At 62.2% G+C, this 15435-nt stretch carries 13 protein-coding genes; 10 read left to right on the forward strand and 3 right to left on the reverse strand.

The genetic code is table 11. The features are described from left to right. Positions 1-2 precede the first annotated feature (2 nt). Positions 3-2543 carry a trehalose-phosphatase gene (gene otsB, locus AC3WQS_RS10895; protein ID WP_019746851.1) on the reverse strand — a complete coding sequence of 847 codons (2541 nt, stop codon included), beginning with the start codon at positions 2541-2543 and terminating at the stop codon, positions 3-5. A gap of 87 nt (positions 2544-2630) precedes the next feature. Further along, complete coding sequence (kstR, locus tag AC3WQS_RS10900; protein ID WP_003945752.1) at positions 2631-3269, reverse strand: cholesterol catabolism transcriptional regulator KstR; 639 nt, start codon at positions 3267-3269, stop codon at positions 2631-2633. 94 nt (positions 3270-3363) lie between these two features. Between kstR and AC3WQS_RS10905 the strand changes: the two genes are divergently transcribed. The 6 genes from AC3WQS_RS10905 to AC3WQS_RS10930 all read left to right on the forward strand — a co-directional run bounded on the left by AC3WQS_RS10905 (position 3364) and on the right by AC3WQS_RS10930 (position 10413). Continuing rightward, entirely contained in the window at positions 3364-5526 is a 2163-nt protein-coding gene (locus AC3WQS_RS10905) for an acyl-CoA dehydrogenase family protein (RefSeq protein ID WP_019746852.1), read from the forward strand. A gap of 83 nt (positions 5527-5609) precedes the next feature. Then, positions 5610-6650 carry an acyl-CoA dehydrogenase family protein gene (locus tag AC3WQS_RS10910; RefSeq protein ID WP_020968401.1) on the forward strand — a complete coding sequence of 347 codons (1041 nt, stop codon included), beginning with the start codon at positions 5610-5612 and terminating at the stop codon, positions 6648-6650. Then, positions 6635-7786: an acyl-CoA dehydrogenase family protein gene (locus tag AC3WQS_RS10915; RefSeq protein WP_020968402.1), complete on the forward strand. Its 1152-nt coding sequence runs from the start codon at positions 6635-6637 to the stop codon at positions 7784-7786. The genes AC3WQS_RS10910 and AC3WQS_RS10915 overlap by 16 nt, the downstream gene beginning before the upstream one ends. A 10-nt stretch (positions 7787-7796) precedes the next feature. Then, positions 7797-8804, forward strand: a complete 1008-nt coding sequence (locus AC3WQS_RS10920; protein WP_492713514.1) for a bifunctional MaoC family dehydratase N-terminal/OB-fold nucleic acid binding domain-containing protein — start codon at positions 7797-7799, stop codon at positions 8802-8804. Positions 8805-8806: 2 nt separating this feature from the next. Then, positions 8807-9247: a MaoC family dehydratase gene (locus AC3WQS_RS10925; RefSeq protein WP_020968404.1), complete on the forward strand. Its 441-nt coding sequence runs from the start codon at positions 8807-8809 to the stop codon at positions 9245-9247. Then, entirely contained in the window at positions 9244-10413 is a 1170-nt protein-coding gene (locus AC3WQS_RS10930) for a lipid-transfer protein (RefSeq protein ID WP_397524793.1), read from the forward strand. Before AC3WQS_RS10925 ends, AC3WQS_RS10930 begins: the two co-directional genes overlap by 4 nt. Before the next feature lie 107 nt (positions 10414-10520). Here AC3WQS_RS10930 and AC3WQS_RS10935 read toward each other — a convergent pair whose 3' ends face one another. Then, entirely contained in the window at positions 10521-11825 is a 1305-nt protein-coding gene (locus AC3WQS_RS10935) for an HNH endonuclease signature motif containing protein (RefSeq protein WP_492741462.1), read from the reverse strand. A gap of 85 nt (positions 11826-11910) precedes the next feature. Here AC3WQS_RS10935 and AC3WQS_RS10940 point away from each other — a divergent pair, with 85 nt between their 5' ends. The 4 genes from AC3WQS_RS10940 (at position 11911) to acmB (ending at position 15375) form a co-directional block, all read left to right on the forward strand. Continuing rightward, positions 11911-12453: a GNAT family N-acetyltransferase gene (locus tag AC3WQS_RS10940; RefSeq protein WP_031332825.1), complete on the forward strand. Its 543-nt coding sequence runs from the start codon at positions 11911-11913 to the stop codon at positions 12451-12453. A 55-nt stretch (positions 12454-12508) separates the two neighbouring features. Next, on the forward strand, positions 12509-13510 hold the full coding sequence (locus AC3WQS_RS10945; protein ID WP_492712717.1) for an AraC family transcriptional regulator: 1002 nt from the start codon (positions 12509-12511) through the stop codon (positions 13508-13510). 134 nt (positions 13511-13644) lie between these two features. Further along, positions 13645-14055, forward strand: a complete 411-nt coding sequence (locus AC3WQS_RS10950; protein ID WP_003945857.1) for a VOC family protein — start codon at positions 13645-13647, stop codon at positions 14053-14055. A gap of 126 nt (positions 14056-14181) precedes the next feature. Beyond that, positions 14182-15375 (forward strand): methyl acetate hydrolase AcmB, encoded by a 1194-nt coding sequence (gene acmB / locus AC3WQS_RS10955; protein ID WP_084326827.1) that lies wholly within the window; start codon positions 14182-14184, stop codon positions 15373-15375. Positions 15376-15435: the final 60 nt, after the last annotated feature.

A 15435-nucleotide genomic window follows, 5' to 3' on the forward strand; every position in this document is an offset into this window, starting at 1 on the left:
GCTCACGCCAGGAGTTGCGCGCACCGCAACAATCCCAGATGGCTGTACGCCTGGGGATGGTTGCCCAGCGAGCGTTCCGCGATGGGGTCGTACTCCTCCGCGAGTAGTCCGGTGGGACCCGCTGCCGCGACCAACTGATCGAACAGTGCCTCTGCTTGCAGGCGTTGTCCGATCAGTAGGTAGGCCTCGACGAGCCAGGCGGCGCAGAGGTGGAACCCACCTTCGATGCCGGGCAAACCGTCGTCGTGATGGTATCGGTATACCGTTGAGCCGCTGCGTAGTTCAGCTTCGGTGGCTACGACGGTCGCTGCAAAGCGTGGATCCGTCGGATCGATCAGTCCCGACAGCCCGATGTGCAGAGTAGCGGCGTCGAGATCGGTACCGTCGTAGGCCGCGGTGTACGACTGGACGTCGTCCTTCCAGCCTTTGTGTCGTACTTCGTCGGCGATCTGGTCACGCAGTTCCGCCCACTCGGGCAGAGCCTCGCGAGAAAAGCGAGTAGCAAGATCGACGGCGCGGTCGACGGTGACCCAACCCATCACCTTGGAATAGACGTGGTGGCGCGGGTTGTCGCGAATTTCCCAGATGCCGTGGTCCGGTTCGAACCAGCGCCGCTGCACTGCTTCGACCATGGCGCACACCAGTTCCCAGTCGCGGTCACTCAAAGGATCGGGAGCACCGGCCTTTTCGCGTGCATTCGCCAGTTCGACGATCAATTCGACGATCGGGCCGAACACGTCCAGTTGAACCTGCTGATTCGCGGCGTTTCCGACGCGGACCGGTCTGGAGCCGGCGTATCCGGGAAGTGAATCGATGACGGCCTCTGGCGGTAGCGAGGTCCCGTAGAGCGTGTAGAGGGGGTGCAGGCGCTCGGGTCCCGGCAGCGTTTCGAGCACGCGGTGGACCCAGTCGAGGTAGTTCTCGGCTTCGTCGGTGGATCCGACGCTCACGAGAGCTGTTGCGGTGAGGGCGGCGTCGCGCAACCAGCAGTAGCGGTAGTCCCAGTTGCGGACTCCGCCGATCTCTTCCGGCAGGGATGTTGTGGCGGCGGCCATGATGGAACCGGAATCGGCATGAACCAGCCCGCGCAAGGTCAACGCAGAGCGTTTCATCAAGTCCGGCTTCAGCTTCGGCAGTTCGAGCGTCTTGGCCCAATCGGACCAGTACGCCTCCGAAGTCGCTCGACGCTCGAGTTCCGGAACTTCGGAAGGGCCGAGTTCTTCTGTTCCGCAGCGCAATTCGAGTACGACGTCGCCCTTGGACGGCTCGACGATGGCGTGGGCAGTCTGCTGGTTTCCGTCGGTGGCGATGTTCCACAGCACACCAGGGGAGCGGAGCACGTACGGCTCGTTGGTGCCGAGGACCCGAATGCCCTCGTCGACGACCTCGAGCGTGACCTGACCCTGGCCGAACTCGGGACGGGGTGCAAACGAGACGATCGCGTCTGCCTGACCGGAAATGATGCGGGTCAGGTCGGTTCGCCCCTGCGGGACGTCGTGCGGGAGGTAGTCGGTGACGGACAGGCTCGCCCAGCGGGTCTGAACGGTCATCGTGCTGTCGATGTACTTCTGGCTCAGTGGCAAGGCTGTTCGGCGAGGCCCGACCGAGAAGTGGCCGGCCCCGGTTCCGCCGAGAAGGTGCGCGAAGACCGCCGCGGAATCCGGTTCCGGGTGACACAACCAGGTCAGCGTCGCATCCGGGGTCACCAAAGCGACGGTGCGCGGACTGGCGAGCATCGAGAGTCGCTCGATGGGCGGAGCGTCGGCACCGGAAAGCCACGTACGACGCTCGTCGAGCAGGAACGCCAGAGCAGCAGCGACATCCTCGGTGCTGTCGACGCGATAGTCGGCGACGGTGTCCCCGCTGCCGACCTTGATTCCGATGTCCGGCCCCTGCAGCCTGCTGAACGCCTTTTCGTCGGTCACGTCGTCCCCGATGAAGACGGCAGCGGTAGCGCCGTCCTGATGGCGGATCAAGTCGAGTGCGTGGCCCTTGTCGGTGGCGATGACCGCCAACTCGACCACCGACTTACCCTCGGTGACCTGAACACCCGGCCAGAGGGCCGATTCGGTGCGAACGGCGATGAGCGCTTTCTCGGCGTCGTCGGCGCTGGTGTTGCGTACGTGCAAGGCGACGCTGGCGGGCTTCTTCTCCACAGTTGCGCCGGGGGTATCGGCGGCGATTCGGCCCAACTCGGTGACGATCTCGTCGAGCAGTTTCCTGGCGTCGGCGTCGATCGCGTGAACGAATCCGATGTCGAACTCGGAGCCGTGGCTGCCGACCAATTGCACTTCGGCGGGAAGCCGGGACAGCGCCGCCAGATCCTTGAGGGCGCGGCCCGAGATCACGGCAGCAGTCGTCGACGCCAGGCTGGCGAGGGAGCGGAGCGCACGCACCGTTTCCGCGCGGGGATACGCCTTGTCCGGGTTGGCGACTATGGGTGCCATCGTCCCGTCGTAGTCGGAGGCTACGAGCAGACGCGGCGTGCGTGCCACGCCCGACAGCGCTCGGCGGAGTTCGATGGACAGATCTTGTGCGCTCACCTCTTCAAATCTAGGTGATGCAGCGACTCCTGGCTCGATACGTTTCTGCCAGATCAGCGCAAAAATGACAGATGCGACAAAGGATGTCTATTCGGGTTTCCGTGTTCCATCACCGAGCAGCAGTTCAACCGTCAATTCCAGTCGATTGGCGACATCGGTAGCCGAAGAACGTCGCGTGAGCCAGGCCACCAAATTGGACAGCCACACATCGGAGATCACGCGCGCGATTGCCAACTGCTCTTCGGTCGGCTCCTCTTCGGTCATCGCTCGTGCGAAGAGGCGGTCCATCAACTGGCCCACCTGATCGACCTCTGCCGCTGCGGAGGCATCGGCGAACATGAACGCGCGAGTCATGGCTTCGGTGAGGAGCGGATCGCGCTGCATCGCGCGGGTGATGAGGCTGAGGATCAGCTGCATCCGCTCGAGCGGGCTGGTTCCAGGTGGGATCTTGCCCTTGGAATCGATCTTCTCGAATTCGCGTGCCAGAGCGGACACCAACAGGTGAACCTTGGACGGGAAGTAGCGATAGAGCGTTCCGACTGCGACGTCGGCGCGCTCGGCCACGGCGCGCATTTGAACAGCCTCGTAGCCACCCTTGGACGCCAGGGCGAGGGTTGCGTCGAGAATCCGCTTGCGGCGTTCACGTTGCGCGTTGGAGCTGAGATCGTCGTCCCCGAGCGTTGCAGAAGCAACCGCGTTGGAGCGGGATCGGGATGTTGTGGTCATCGACAAATTCCTTCGCGCCTTGACTCTTGGCCAGGTGTCATATTAGAACACGTTCTAAACAATTGTGTCACTTATCGAGAGGCGGGAACCAGTTGTGACAATCGCCACGACCGATGAACAGCGGGCGGTCCAGGAATCGATAGAGGCCTGGGCTCGCTCGGCCACGCCGATGGACATGGTACGCCGTGGACCAGCAGTTTCGTGGCGGGAGAAATGGTCCGAGTTCGCGTCTCTCGGGATATTTTCGGTCGCCGTTCCTGAATCGGTAGGCGGAGCCGGAGCCGAAATCGTCGATCTCGCAGCAATGCTCGAGCAGGCGGCAATCGAACTCGTGCCGGGTCCTGTTCTCACGACTGCGCTTGCAGCTCTGGTGGTTGGGCGTAGTTCGTCGCCCGCTGCCAAACGCTGGTCCGAAATGCTCGCCGACGGTGCGTTGCCGTGTGCCGTCGTATTGGACGAAAGTCCAGTTGCGGCAACGGCGAATGCGTCCGGCGGCATCGAGCTTCATGGCGAAGGAGGTTACGCCTGGGGTGGAGACTCGGGCGTATCGGTCCTCGTGTCGGCAGGCGTGGTGTCCGAAGGTGAAGGCTCGCGTGTCGTCTGGGCTCTCGTCGACGGAGACAGCGAAGGTGTGACCTACGAAGCGGTCGACACGATCGACAAGTCGCGACCACTGGCGCGAGTCTCCTTCGACCGAGTGACGGTCGACGCCGACCGAATCCTCGATGACATTGCGCCAGGATCGGTTTCCGACCTAGCGGCGGTACTTGGGGCTGCCGAAGCTGCCGGAATTGCGGCGTGGAGTCTGCGTACTGCGGTGGAGTACGCGAAGATTCGCGAACAATTCGGAAAGCCCATCGGTTCGTTCCAGGCGATCAAACATATCTGTGCCGAAATGCTGTGCCGAGTGGAAAATGCCGGAGCTGTCGCCTGGGATGGTGCGGTCGCTGCCGAGTCGGGCGACGAACTTCCGATCGCGGCGGCGGTGGCGGCCGCGGTGTCTCTGGACGCCGCTGTCGACACGGCGAAAGACTGCATTCAAGTGCTCGGCGGCATCGGATTCACCTGGGAGCACGAGGCGCACTTCTACCTTCGCCGAGCACTGTCGCTCCGGCAGATTCTGGGCGGATCGTCCCGCTGGCGCGCACGCGTCGCTGAATTGACGATCGGCGGCGCACGGCGTCACCTTCAGATCGACTTGAGTGAGCTGGAATCCGACCGGTCCGACATTCGCGAAGAGGTAGCGCAATTGGTGGCGCTGCCTGAATCCGAACAGCGCAACGCGTTGGCCGAATCGGGCTACCTTGCGCCGCACTGGCCGAAGCCGTACGGCCGGGGCGCCAAGGCCGCGCAACAGATTTTGATCGAGGAAGAGTTGGCGGCCGTCGGTATCGGCCGGCCCGATCTCGTGATCGGGTGGTGGGCAGTTCCCACCATCCTCGAGCACGGCAGTGCGGAGCAGATCGAAAGATTTGCGACACCGACGCTCAAGGGTGAGATCACCTGGTGTCAGCTCTTCAGTGAACCTGGCGCAGGTTCGGATCTTGCCGCGCTGCGTACGACCGCGGAGAAGGTCGACGGCGGTTGGAAGCTGAACGGCCAGAAAGTCTGGACTTCGCTTGCGCGTGAAGCTGACTGGGCCATCTGCCTCGCCAGAACCGATCGCGAGGTTCCCAAGCACAAGGGCATCACGTACTTCCTTCTCGACATGAAGACGGCCGGGATTCGGATCTCGCCGCTGCGTGAGATCACCGGCGATGCTCTGTTCAACGAAGTCTTCCTCGACGACGTCTTCGTGCCGGACGACTGCGTCGTCGGCCAGCTCGGCGGAGGCTGGAAACTGGCCCGAACGACCCTCGCCAACGAGCGAGTCGCGATGAGCGGGGGCTCTTCGCTCGGCGGTGCGATGGAGGAATTGCTCGAGCTGGCGGGCGATCCCGATCCTGTGGTTGCAGACAAGCTCGGTGGGCTGATCGGAACCGCCATGGTGGGCTCGTTGCTGGAATTGCGCACGACACTGCGGCAATTGGATGGTCAGGATCCGGGCCCGGCGTCGAGCGTCCGCAAGCTGGTGGGCGTGCGCCAGCGTCAGAATGTCGCAGAGTTCGCCATGGAATTGGGTGGCCCAGCCGGATGGGTGGAGGGTCCGCTCTCGCGTGAGTTCCTCAACACGCGATGCCTGTCGATTGCCGGCGGCACCACGCAGATTCTGTTGACCGTCGCCGCGGAGAGAATTCTGGGTCTGCCCCGTGATTAGACGGCGTGAGTAGAGGCCTTTAGAAATGTCCACGTTGGTGATACAACTAGAACACGTTCTACATCAGAGACAGGATTGCCAGCGTGGACTTCACTCCCGATGAAACCCAGGAAGCGGTAGCCGAGGTGGCTACCGCGCTCCTTGCCCGCGAACTGGAGCCGGACGCGCTCTGGGCGGCATTCGCCGAAGCCGACCTGCTCACGTTGGCACTGCCCGAGCGTCTGGGCGGCGAGGGCCTCTCGGTCACCGACGTCGGCTCTCTTCTCGTCGAGGTCGGCCGAGCCGCCGCTCCCATTCCGGCTCTCGCAACCCTCGGCTTCGGCGTACTCCCCATAGTCGCTCTGGGGACCGACGCTCAGCAGGACGAATTGCTCACCGGAGTCAGCGCCGGACGGGTGTTCACCGCGGCGCTCGGTGAGCCGGGTCAGCAATTCCCGGCGCAGCCGTCGACCACCGCCCATCAGTCGGGCGACTGGTATCGCGTCAGCGGGACGGTGCTTGCCGTGCCTTTCGCGGCGAGCGCACACAGAATTCTTGTGCCAACCGACGCCGGAGTCGTGCTCGTCGATCCGACCGCCGCCGGCGTCGCATTGACGCCGACACCCAGTGCGTCCGGCAGTCCCGAGTTCGCAGTCACCATGGACGAGGCAGTCGGTGAACTTCTCGGTGCCGGCGAGGAAGCCGTCCAGACGCTGTACCGGATCGCTACGGCGAGTATCGGAGCCGTTGCAGACGGTTTGGTGTCCGGTGCCGTCGATCTCACTGCGGCACATGTCGGCTCACGCGAGCAATTCGGCAAGCCGCTCGCAACGTTCCAGGCGGTCTCACAGCAGATCGCCGACGCCTATGTCACCTCGCGGACTCTTCACGTCGCGGCGTTGTCGGCGTCCTGGCGCGTGTCGGAGGGCCTGGATGCCCAGTCGGACCTCGACGTCATGGCGTACTGGATCGCCCAGGAAGTACCCGCCACAATGCAGGTGCTTCACCACCTGCACGGCGGTCTGGGCGTCGACGTCACGTATCCGCTTCATCGTTACTACTCGACTGCAAAAGACTTGGCGCGCCTGCTCGGCGGCGCTTCGCAGCGACTCGACCTCGTGGGGGCCCGGTGTTCATCGATCTGACCGACAGTCAGCGCGCATTGCAAGCTGAACTTCGACGCTACTTCTCGACGCTGATCTCGCCCGAGGAGGCCAAGATCATGCGTGTGGAGCGGCATGGCCCTACCTATCGTGAGGTCATCCGTCGTATGGGCAAGGACGGTTGGCTCGGCGTCGGCTGGCCGGTGGAGTACGGCGGACGTGGGTTCGGTGAAGTCGAGCAGCAGATTTTTGTCAACGAGGCTGTGCGGGCGGATGTCCCACTGCCTTCGGTGACGTTGCAGACAGTCGGTCCGACTCTGCAGAAGTACGGCAGCGAGGAGCAGAAGCAGAAATTCCTGCCCGCGATCCTCGCCGGTGAAGTGCACTTCGCGATCGGCTACACCGAACCGGAAGCCGGCACCGACCTTGCAGCCCTGCGTACTTCGGCGACACGAAATGGTGACGAGTACGTCGTCAACGGCCAGAAGATTTTCACCACCGGCGGGCATGACGCCGATTACGTGTGGCTCGCCGTGCGGACCGGATCTGCCGATTCACGGCACCGCGGCATCTCGATCCTGATCATGGATACCAAAGATCCCGGCTACACCTGGACCCCGATCATCACTTGCGACGGTGCGCATCACGTCAATGCCACCTACTACGAGGACGTTCGCGTTCCGGCGAACATGCTTGTGGGTGAAGAGAATCAGGGTTGGCGCCTGATAACGACGCAGCTCAACCACGAACGCGTCATGCTCGGTCCGGCAGGTCGTGTCGCAGGGATTTACGACCACGTCTTCGATTGGGCCAAGCGTGAAAACCTGCTTGATCACGTTGACGTACGACGCGCGCTCGGTGAGATTCACGCGACGTATCGCCTCAACGAACTGCTCAACTGGCAAGTGGCATCGAGTGATTCGGAGTCGGTGGACATTGCCGACGCTTCGGCAACCAAAGTATTTGCGACCGAACGCATCCAGCGAGTCGGTCGACTCGCGGAAGAGATCGTCGGACGGTACGGAAATCCGATCGATCCCGAAACGGCTGATCTCATGGAGTGGCTGGACATGCAGATCAAGCGCAACCTGGTGATCACCTTCGGCGGTGGAGTCAACGAGGTGATGCGTGAATTGATCGCTACCGCCGGCCTGAAGCTTCCCCGCGTTCCGAGATAGGAAACAAATCGTGTCAGATCCCATTCTCACTGCTGCCGAGCGGGTTCGAGAGGACGGGCCAAGCGCTCCTCGCGCCGGCCGGGACCCCGTGAACTTGCCGATGATCCGCAACTGGGTCGAGGCGATCGGTGACGAGAACCCGATCTACGTCGACGAATCGGCCGCCCGCGCCGCCGGACACGACGGAATAGTCGCGCCGCCGGCGATGGCGCAGGTATGGACGATGCGCGGTCTGGGGGCAATTCGAGAAGCCGACGATCCGTTGGGCCGGATGACGGACATTCTCGACGAGGCCGGATTCACGTCCGTCGTCGCGACCAACTGCGATCAGATCTACCACCGCTATTTGAAGCCGGGTGAAGAAGTCACCATCTCCTCGGTGTTGGAAGACGTAGTGGGACCGAAGAAGACAGGTCTTGGTGAAGGGTGGTTCTTCACTACCCGCAGCTTCTGGCGGGTCGGCGAAGAACTGGTCTCGGAGATGATGTTCCGGATCTTGAAGTTCGCGCCGCCGGTAAGTGAGCGTCCCTCCACTGACGTGCCTGCGGACCTGGACGCATCTCGGATGCTGCGCCCGACGGCGTCTCTCGACACACAGTTCTTCTGGGACGGTGTCGCCGCACACGAGTTGCGTATTCAACTGCGTGCGGATGGTTCGGTGCAGCACCCACCAGTGCCCGCGATCTGGAAGGACAAGTCGGAGCAGACCGACTACGTGGTCGCGTCAGGGCGGGGAACGGTCTTCAGTTTTGTCGTTCACCACGCGCCCAAGGTTCCTGGTCGGTCGTTGCCGTTCGTCGTTGCCCTGGTCGAACTGCCTGAGGGTGTGCGGATGCTCGGCGAATTGCGCGGCGTCGATCCCTCGAGTGTGTCGATCGGAATGGAGGTGGAGGCGATCTACTTCGACTTCCCCGGAGACGACGAGACCGGGGGAACTCCCTGGACTTTGTACGCCTGGCAGCCGGTTGGGGCTTCTGCGGTTTCGGCGGTTCCTGTGGTTTCTGCGGGGAAGGAGTGACGATGACTTTGACGACGGATATCACTGTGGGAGAAGTTCTTCCGCAGCTCTCGATTTACGGCGACCCGACGTTTGTGGTCTCGGCAGCGCTCGCTACCCGCGACTTTCAAGATGTTCACCACGACCGTGATCTCGCACAGAAACGCGGCTCGAAAGACATTTTTGTCAACATCCTCACGGACACCGGCCTGGTGCAGCGATTCGTGACCGACTGGGCAGGACCGCGGGCAGTACTCACGTCGATCAAGCTCCGCCTCGGGGTCCCCTGGTACGCCTACGACACTTTGACGCTCTCCGGCACGGTGACCTCCTACGACGAGGATCTCGTTTCGCTCGCGGTGGTCGGCAAGAACAGTCTGGGAGATCACATCACTGCGCAGGTCACACTGGCATTTCCGGCGTCGGGCTCGAATGGAGACATTGAAAACGGAGACATTGAATGAGCGCATTGTCCGGCAAGGCCGCGATCGTCGGAATCGGAGCCACGGATTTCTCGAAGGAATCCGGTCGCAGTGAACTGCGACTGGCCGCCGAGGCTGTTCAAGCCGCGTTGGACGACGCCGGTCTGACACCCGCCGACGTCGACGGTCTTACCTCGTTCACCATGGACACCAACACCGAAGTGGCAGTAGCTCGTTCGGTGGGTATCCCGAACCTCAAGTTCTTCAGTCGTATTCACTACGGTGGCGGTGCCGCTGCGGCGACGATTCAGCAGGCGGCCATGGCGGTCGCCACTGGCGTCGCAGACGTCGTCGTCGCTTACCGTGCGTTCAACGAGCGATCGGGTGCGCGTTTCGGGCAGGTGAACTCCGGCCTTGTGGCGCAGGTCAATTCGTCGGGAACGGACAACGCTTTTTCCTATCCTCACGGATTGGGTACTCCCGCATCGTTTGTCGCGATGGTCGCGCAGCGATACATGCACGTATACGGAGCGTCCAGCGAGGACTTCGGTCGAATCGCCGTCGCGGACCGTAAGCATGCAGCCACCAATCCGAAGGCGTTCTTCTACGGAAAACCGATCACCCTCGAGGACCATCAGAACTCGCGATTCATCGCTGAACCTTTGCATCTCCTCGATTGCTGCCAGGAATCCGACGGCGGCATCGCCATCGTCGTCACCTCGCCAGAACGAGCCAAAGATCTGAAGAACACCCCTGCCGTTATCGCTGCCGCGGCACAGGGCAGCGGGGCAGATCAATACATCATGACCAGCTATTACCGCGACGGTTTGACCGGCCTACCGGAGATGGGCCTTGTCGGCGATCAACTCTGGTCACAAAGTGGGCTGCGCCCGTCGGACATGCAGACGGCGATCTTCTACGACCACTTCACGCCCTATGTTCTGATGCAGCTCGAGGAACTCGGTTTCTGCGGTAGGGGAGAGGCCAAGGACTTCATCGCCGGTGGCGCAATCGAACTCGGAGGCAAGCTTCCGATCAACACCCATGGTGGACAGCTCGGCGAGGCATACATCCACGGGATGAACGGTATCGCCGAGGGAGTTCGGCAGATCCGCGGTACTTCGGTCAACCAGGTCGACTCCGTCGAGAATGTACTGGTGACTGCGGGAACGGGCGTTCCGACATCAGGGCTTGTTCTGACTCGCTGATCGTTGTGAGCACAGCTTCATCAAGCGTCACGGCCTGTTGGCACCGCACCGAGGTTTCCTTCGATGCGGTGCTGGGCCGTGTTCTGTTGTGCCCGAGGAGTACTACCTCAGGTTTTGAATGTGGTGTTCGCCGGCCGCGGATGCCGCTGCGGGTCGATCGAGGGTGGTGGGATGAACCACGGTTTGTTGTCGACCCCGATCCGGATCACCCACTTCCCGACGAACCCGGACTTGCGGTGCATCAGCCGGTGATGTGAACGGCACAGCAGGACAAGGTTGTTCATCACCGTCGGCCCGCCGTTCGCCCAGTGCCGAATATGGTGCGCATCGGTCCAGGCCGGTACACACGTGCAGCCGGGGAACGCGCAGCCTCTGTCGCGGGCGATCAACGCCACTCGCTGCTCCGCGGTGACCAACCGTTTCCCGGGTCTCGCATCCAAGGGCGCGCCGTGATCATCGAGCAGAACAGTCGACAGGAAACAATCACAACCGAGGAGTCTGGTCTGCGAGACGGACAGTGGTCCGAGCCAGGGCATATGCCCGACGTCGAGATCCGACACAGCCGCTCCACCATCAGGAGCAGCGGGTGTTGCGGCGCAGTCCCGATGCTCCGCGAGATCGCGGGCGTTGATGTGCACGTTCACGTGCGGACGCTGGCCACCATCGTTACCGGTCTTCGCGCAGTCCAGGTAACGCCGGATCAGTTCGGTGAACCCGTCCGCGGTCCGCTTCGCTGCCGACCGGGCATCGGGGGTTCCATCGGGTGCCGGGGTGGGCATCGTCAGATTCGACAACGCCGACAACAGCATTTCGCCGGTGAGGGCGTCGAAATCTCCGCGCACCACCACCCGGCCGTTCAATGTCGACGCGATGCGGAGCTCGTTGCGGTCGATGTCTTCGGCGGGCGGAATCTCATCGGATTCGAAAATGCGCTCCAAGGTCGCGATGACGTTGCGGACCTTCGTGGTCGTGGCCTCGACACCGGAAGCAGCAGCCAACAGTAGGTCGATACAGCGAGGGAGCGCTTCGTCCGGCATTCCCTTCGGTGGTGATTCGCAGAACGCCACGATCAGCACGGCGTGCTCGAAGGAGCAGTCCCCGACGTCGAACCGGGCCGTCACCGCGGGAAACGGTCGTAGCGCTGCACCGAGGGCGGCGATCTTCTTCCCGTCCCGAACCTGCAGCATCGTGTTCGCCGCCAACCAGGCACCGACACCGCGGCTGGCGATCAGCTGATCATCGGGCCGCATCGAGAGTTCGTCGACCACCGCCACCCGAACGGCCTCGAGCCGCAGAATCTCCGCGCTCGCCGACACCGCAGCGGCACGTAACTCAGAAGCAGACAACCGCCACAGTCGTCCGCGCAACCCCACCGCAGAACCCGACACCACATCCGACAACAGAACACTCATTGAATCCCCCGATCCCCTCCCCGAATCATACTCGAACATGCGTTCGAGTCAAGAGGTGCTTTCGGGCTCGCTCTAGGATCGCTGGATGTTCACGTTGACTACGGAACGACTTGTTCTTCGAGATTTCACTGCCGCGGATGAAGATGCCGTCCATCAGTACGCGTCCGACCCTGCCGTCTGTAGATATGTTGATTGGGGGCCGAACACCCCCGCGATGACCAGGGCATTCCTGGCTGACGCGGCACTCGAAGCTGAGCTCGTCGAACGTCGCACGTTCACCCTGGCCATCACGTCGAAGGCTGATGGAACGGTCATCGGTTCCGTAGCTGTGTGGGAAGTATCCGCCGCGCACCGGCGGGCGGAACTCGGTTTTGTCGTGAACCCGAAGTCCCAAGGACGAGGTTATGCATCCGAGGCAGGGAGCGCGGTCCTGGGACTCGCCTTCGCTCGCCTTGGAGCACAGCGCGTGCAGGCAACGTGTCGTCCGGAGAACTCGGCGTCGGCGTCGGTGCTCACCAAAATCGGAATGGTGGAGGAGGGGCGGATGAGGGCACACATGGTGATCCGGGGGACCGCGGTGGATTCGCTGCTTTTTGCTGCAACACGATCTGCCGCCGTACAGCCATAGACCGCGTCAGCTCACTTTTCGTGACCTTCCCGGGCCCTGGTGCGATACTCGAACCATGTTCGAGGATGCCTTGCTCATCGACGCGGCCGGCCGGCCCACTATGCAGCATCACCAGGCCTTTTCTCGGGACTGGGACCGCATCAAGGAATGGTCCGACAACATCTACATGCCGTATACGGTCACGCCGATAGGAAGTCGGTTGAAGCCGGCTTCGGACATGTACTCGGCGGCGGTGGGCAAGATCGACGTCACCCGATTCTGCTACGGCATTCCGGTCTCTGTCGGTGAATGTTCTCCTGAGGCCGGAAACATTCTGGTTCTGACGACTATCAGAGGCAACGGCCGACATGCCCTTGGCCGGGGAGCTGCGGCAAATACTGCCGTGGGGGAGACTTTTGTCGCCGACTGTAGTCGGACCGACTATTTCGTCGAATTCGACGCGGATCATCTGCAGCTGAATCTCACTGTGCCGCATCAGCTTGTCGCCGACCACGCCCAGCAGTGGTACGGGGCGGTTCCCGACGATCGTCTGTGGCGGCACAAGTGCACCATCGGCGGGCGTGGCTCGAGTTGGCTCGCATTGATGGACTACGTCGTTCGCGCGATTGCAGAGTCGCCTGACGCGATGTCGAGTGAAAGGCTGGGCGCCAGGGTTCAAGAACTCATCACGGCTCAGCTTCTCGACGAGTGGGCGACGCAGGCCGGTTTGCAACTCGGCGCCGACGTCGCCTCCGCCGAACCGGCATACGTGCGATCGGCGGAGGAGTACATCGATACCTTCGCGCGCTCGGTGCCGACGGCGTCCGAGATCGCGGCTGCGGTGGGTGTCAGTGTTCGGGCGCTCACTGCGGGATTTCGGCGGTACCGAGACACCACGCCGGGGCAACGATTGCGCGCGCGTCGACTGGAGGGGGTACGCAGCGAATTGTTGCGTTCCGAGGGGAGAACCGTCTCCGAAATCGCAAACGCCTGGGGCTACGTCAATCTGGGCATGTTTGCGGCCGCCTACCGGAAACGGTTCGGAGAGTTGCCTTCCGAGACTCGGAACCCACTCTGAGGACAGTTGTTTGAACGGTCATGACGATCGGTTTACGCACTCGATGAACTGCGATGATCCGTTGTTTCGTGTCGGAGCGTTCTGCAAGGATTGAAATCGAACGTGACAGCAATCCCACGAGCTAGGAGTACGTCATGGCAACTCGACTCAATCCGTACATCAGTTTCAACGGTAACGCGCGTGAAGCGTTGGAGTTCTACAAGGGCATTTTCGGTGGCACGCTGGCGCTGAGCACGTTCGGTGAATTCGGCAATCCCGGCGAAGGCGGGGACAAGATCATGCACGGAATGCTCGAGACCGATCAGGGATACACCCTGATGGGTGCTGACACTCCGCCAGGCATGCCGTACAACCCCGGCGACAACATCACGGTCAGCCTCAGCGGCGACGACGGCGATGTGCTGCGCGGGTACTGGGAGCAACTGTCGGGAACAGGTACGGTCAGCGTTCCGCTCGAGAAGCAGATGTGGGGCGACGAATTCGGCGCCTGTACAGACAAATTCGGTATTTCCTGGCTGGTGAATATCGGAGCGCCCCAGAGCTGACTCCAGACTCTGCCCGGTTCTGCCGAAACGAGACAGTTTTCCTGCCGTTTCGAGGCAGAGCCGGGTGTGTGATCGCCGTTACATTCTGTTCGACAAGACAAGTTGCAAGTCGGATGGAGAAATGCAGTGACGATCGAAGATATTGCGCGGAAGCCCCTTTCGAAGCAGCGCCTCGACGACGTGCTGGCGCGAGCAACTCAGGGGGCTGATCGCGTCCCGGGTGTGGTCGCGATGATCACGGATCGAGAAGGCAACATCTACGAGGGTGCTGCGGGCGAGCGGACTCTCGGTTCCGGCGTTCCGATGACCCTCGATACAACCTTTGCGCTCTTCTCCACCACCAAGGCGATCACCGGTACCGCTGTCCTGCAATGTGTGGAGGAGGGATTGCTCGATCTCGATGCACCTGCAGCGACCTATGTTCCCGACATCGGTGAGCTGAAGGTCCTGGACGGTTTCGACGCCGGCGGAAACCCCGTTCTTCGGGAACCCAAGCGTGACATCACCACTCGCATGCTGCTCCTTCACACTGCAGGGTTCGGCTACGACTTCTTCAACGAGTCGTACAACCGGCTCTCGCAGGAACATGGGCAGCCCAGCGTGATCACGTGTAGCAAAGCGGCGCTCACGACACCGCTGCTCTTCGACCCGGGTGAGAAATGGGAGTACGGCACCAACATCGACTGGGCCGGACAGGTCGTCGAGTCGATTCGAGGTCAGCGACTCGGCGATGTCATGCGTCAGCGCATCTTCGAACCTCTCGAGATGGCCGATACGGCATTCACGATGAGCCCGTCGATGAAGGATCGACTTGCGCCGATTCATCAGCGCGAGGGCGACGGAAGCCTCACTCCGCTCATCGGATTCGAGCTTCCGGCCGAACCCGAGGTGCACATGGGTGGTCACGGTTTGCACGGCACTGTCGGCGACTACATGAAGTTCATTCGTATGTGGCTCAACGACGGCGCGGGCACATCCGGTCGCGTGTTGTCGCCGGAGACGGTAGCTGCAGCCGTTCAGAACGGGCTCGAAGGCCAGCACGTGGGGTTGTTGCCCGGAGTTCTCCCGACGCTGTCCAACGATGCGGAATTCTTCCCCGGTGTACCCAAGGGATGGGCATACTCCTTCATGACAAATGAAGAGGTGGCACCCACCGGTAGGCCGGCCGGATCGCTGGCTTGGGCGGGTCTTGCCAACCTCTATTACTGGATCGACCGGCAGACCGGCGTCGGCGGGTTCTGGGCAACGCAGATTCTGCCGTTCGCGGACGCTGGATCCATCAACGGATACCTGGAATTCGAGACCGCCGTTTACCAGTGATCGGCTGGATTCCCGCTGTCCGGGATCGACTGTTTCTTTCGGGCGCGTTCGGAGTACGCA

This window comes from Rhodococcus sp. FW305-130 (assembly GCF_058788335.1).

What these genes read in the sequence shown, in the direction of transcription:
- AC3WQS_RS10925 (WP_020968404.1), top strand. Translation starts at nt 8,807, where the DNA reads ATGACTTTGACGACGGATATCACTGTGGGAGAAGTTCTTCCGCAGCTC.
- AC3WQS_RS10950 (WP_003945857.1), top strand. Translation starts at nt 13,645, where the DNA reads ATGGCAACTCGACTCAATCCGTACATCAGTTTCAACGGTAACGCGCGT.
- AC3WQS_RS10930 (WP_397524793.1), top strand. Translation starts at nt 9,244, where the DNA reads ATGAGCGCATTGTCCGGCAAGGCCGCGATCGTCGGAATCGGAGCCACG.
- AC3WQS_RS10935 (WP_492741462.1), bottom strand. Translation starts at nt 11,825, where the DNA reads ATGAGTGTTCTGTTGTCGGATGTGGTGTCGGGTTCTGCGGTGGGGTTG.
- AC3WQS_RS10945 (WP_492712717.1), top strand. Translation starts at nt 12,509, where the DNA reads ATGTTCGAGGATGCCTTGCTCATCGACGCGGCCGGCCGGCCCACTATG.
- AC3WQS_RS10940 (WP_031332825.1), top strand. Translation starts at nt 11,911, where the DNA reads ATGTTCACGTTGACTACGGAACGACTTGTTCTTCGAGATTTCACTGCC.
- kstR (WP_003945752.1), bottom strand. Translation starts at nt 3,269, where the DNA reads ATGACCACAACATCCCGATCCCGCTCCAACGCGGTTGCTTCTGCAACG.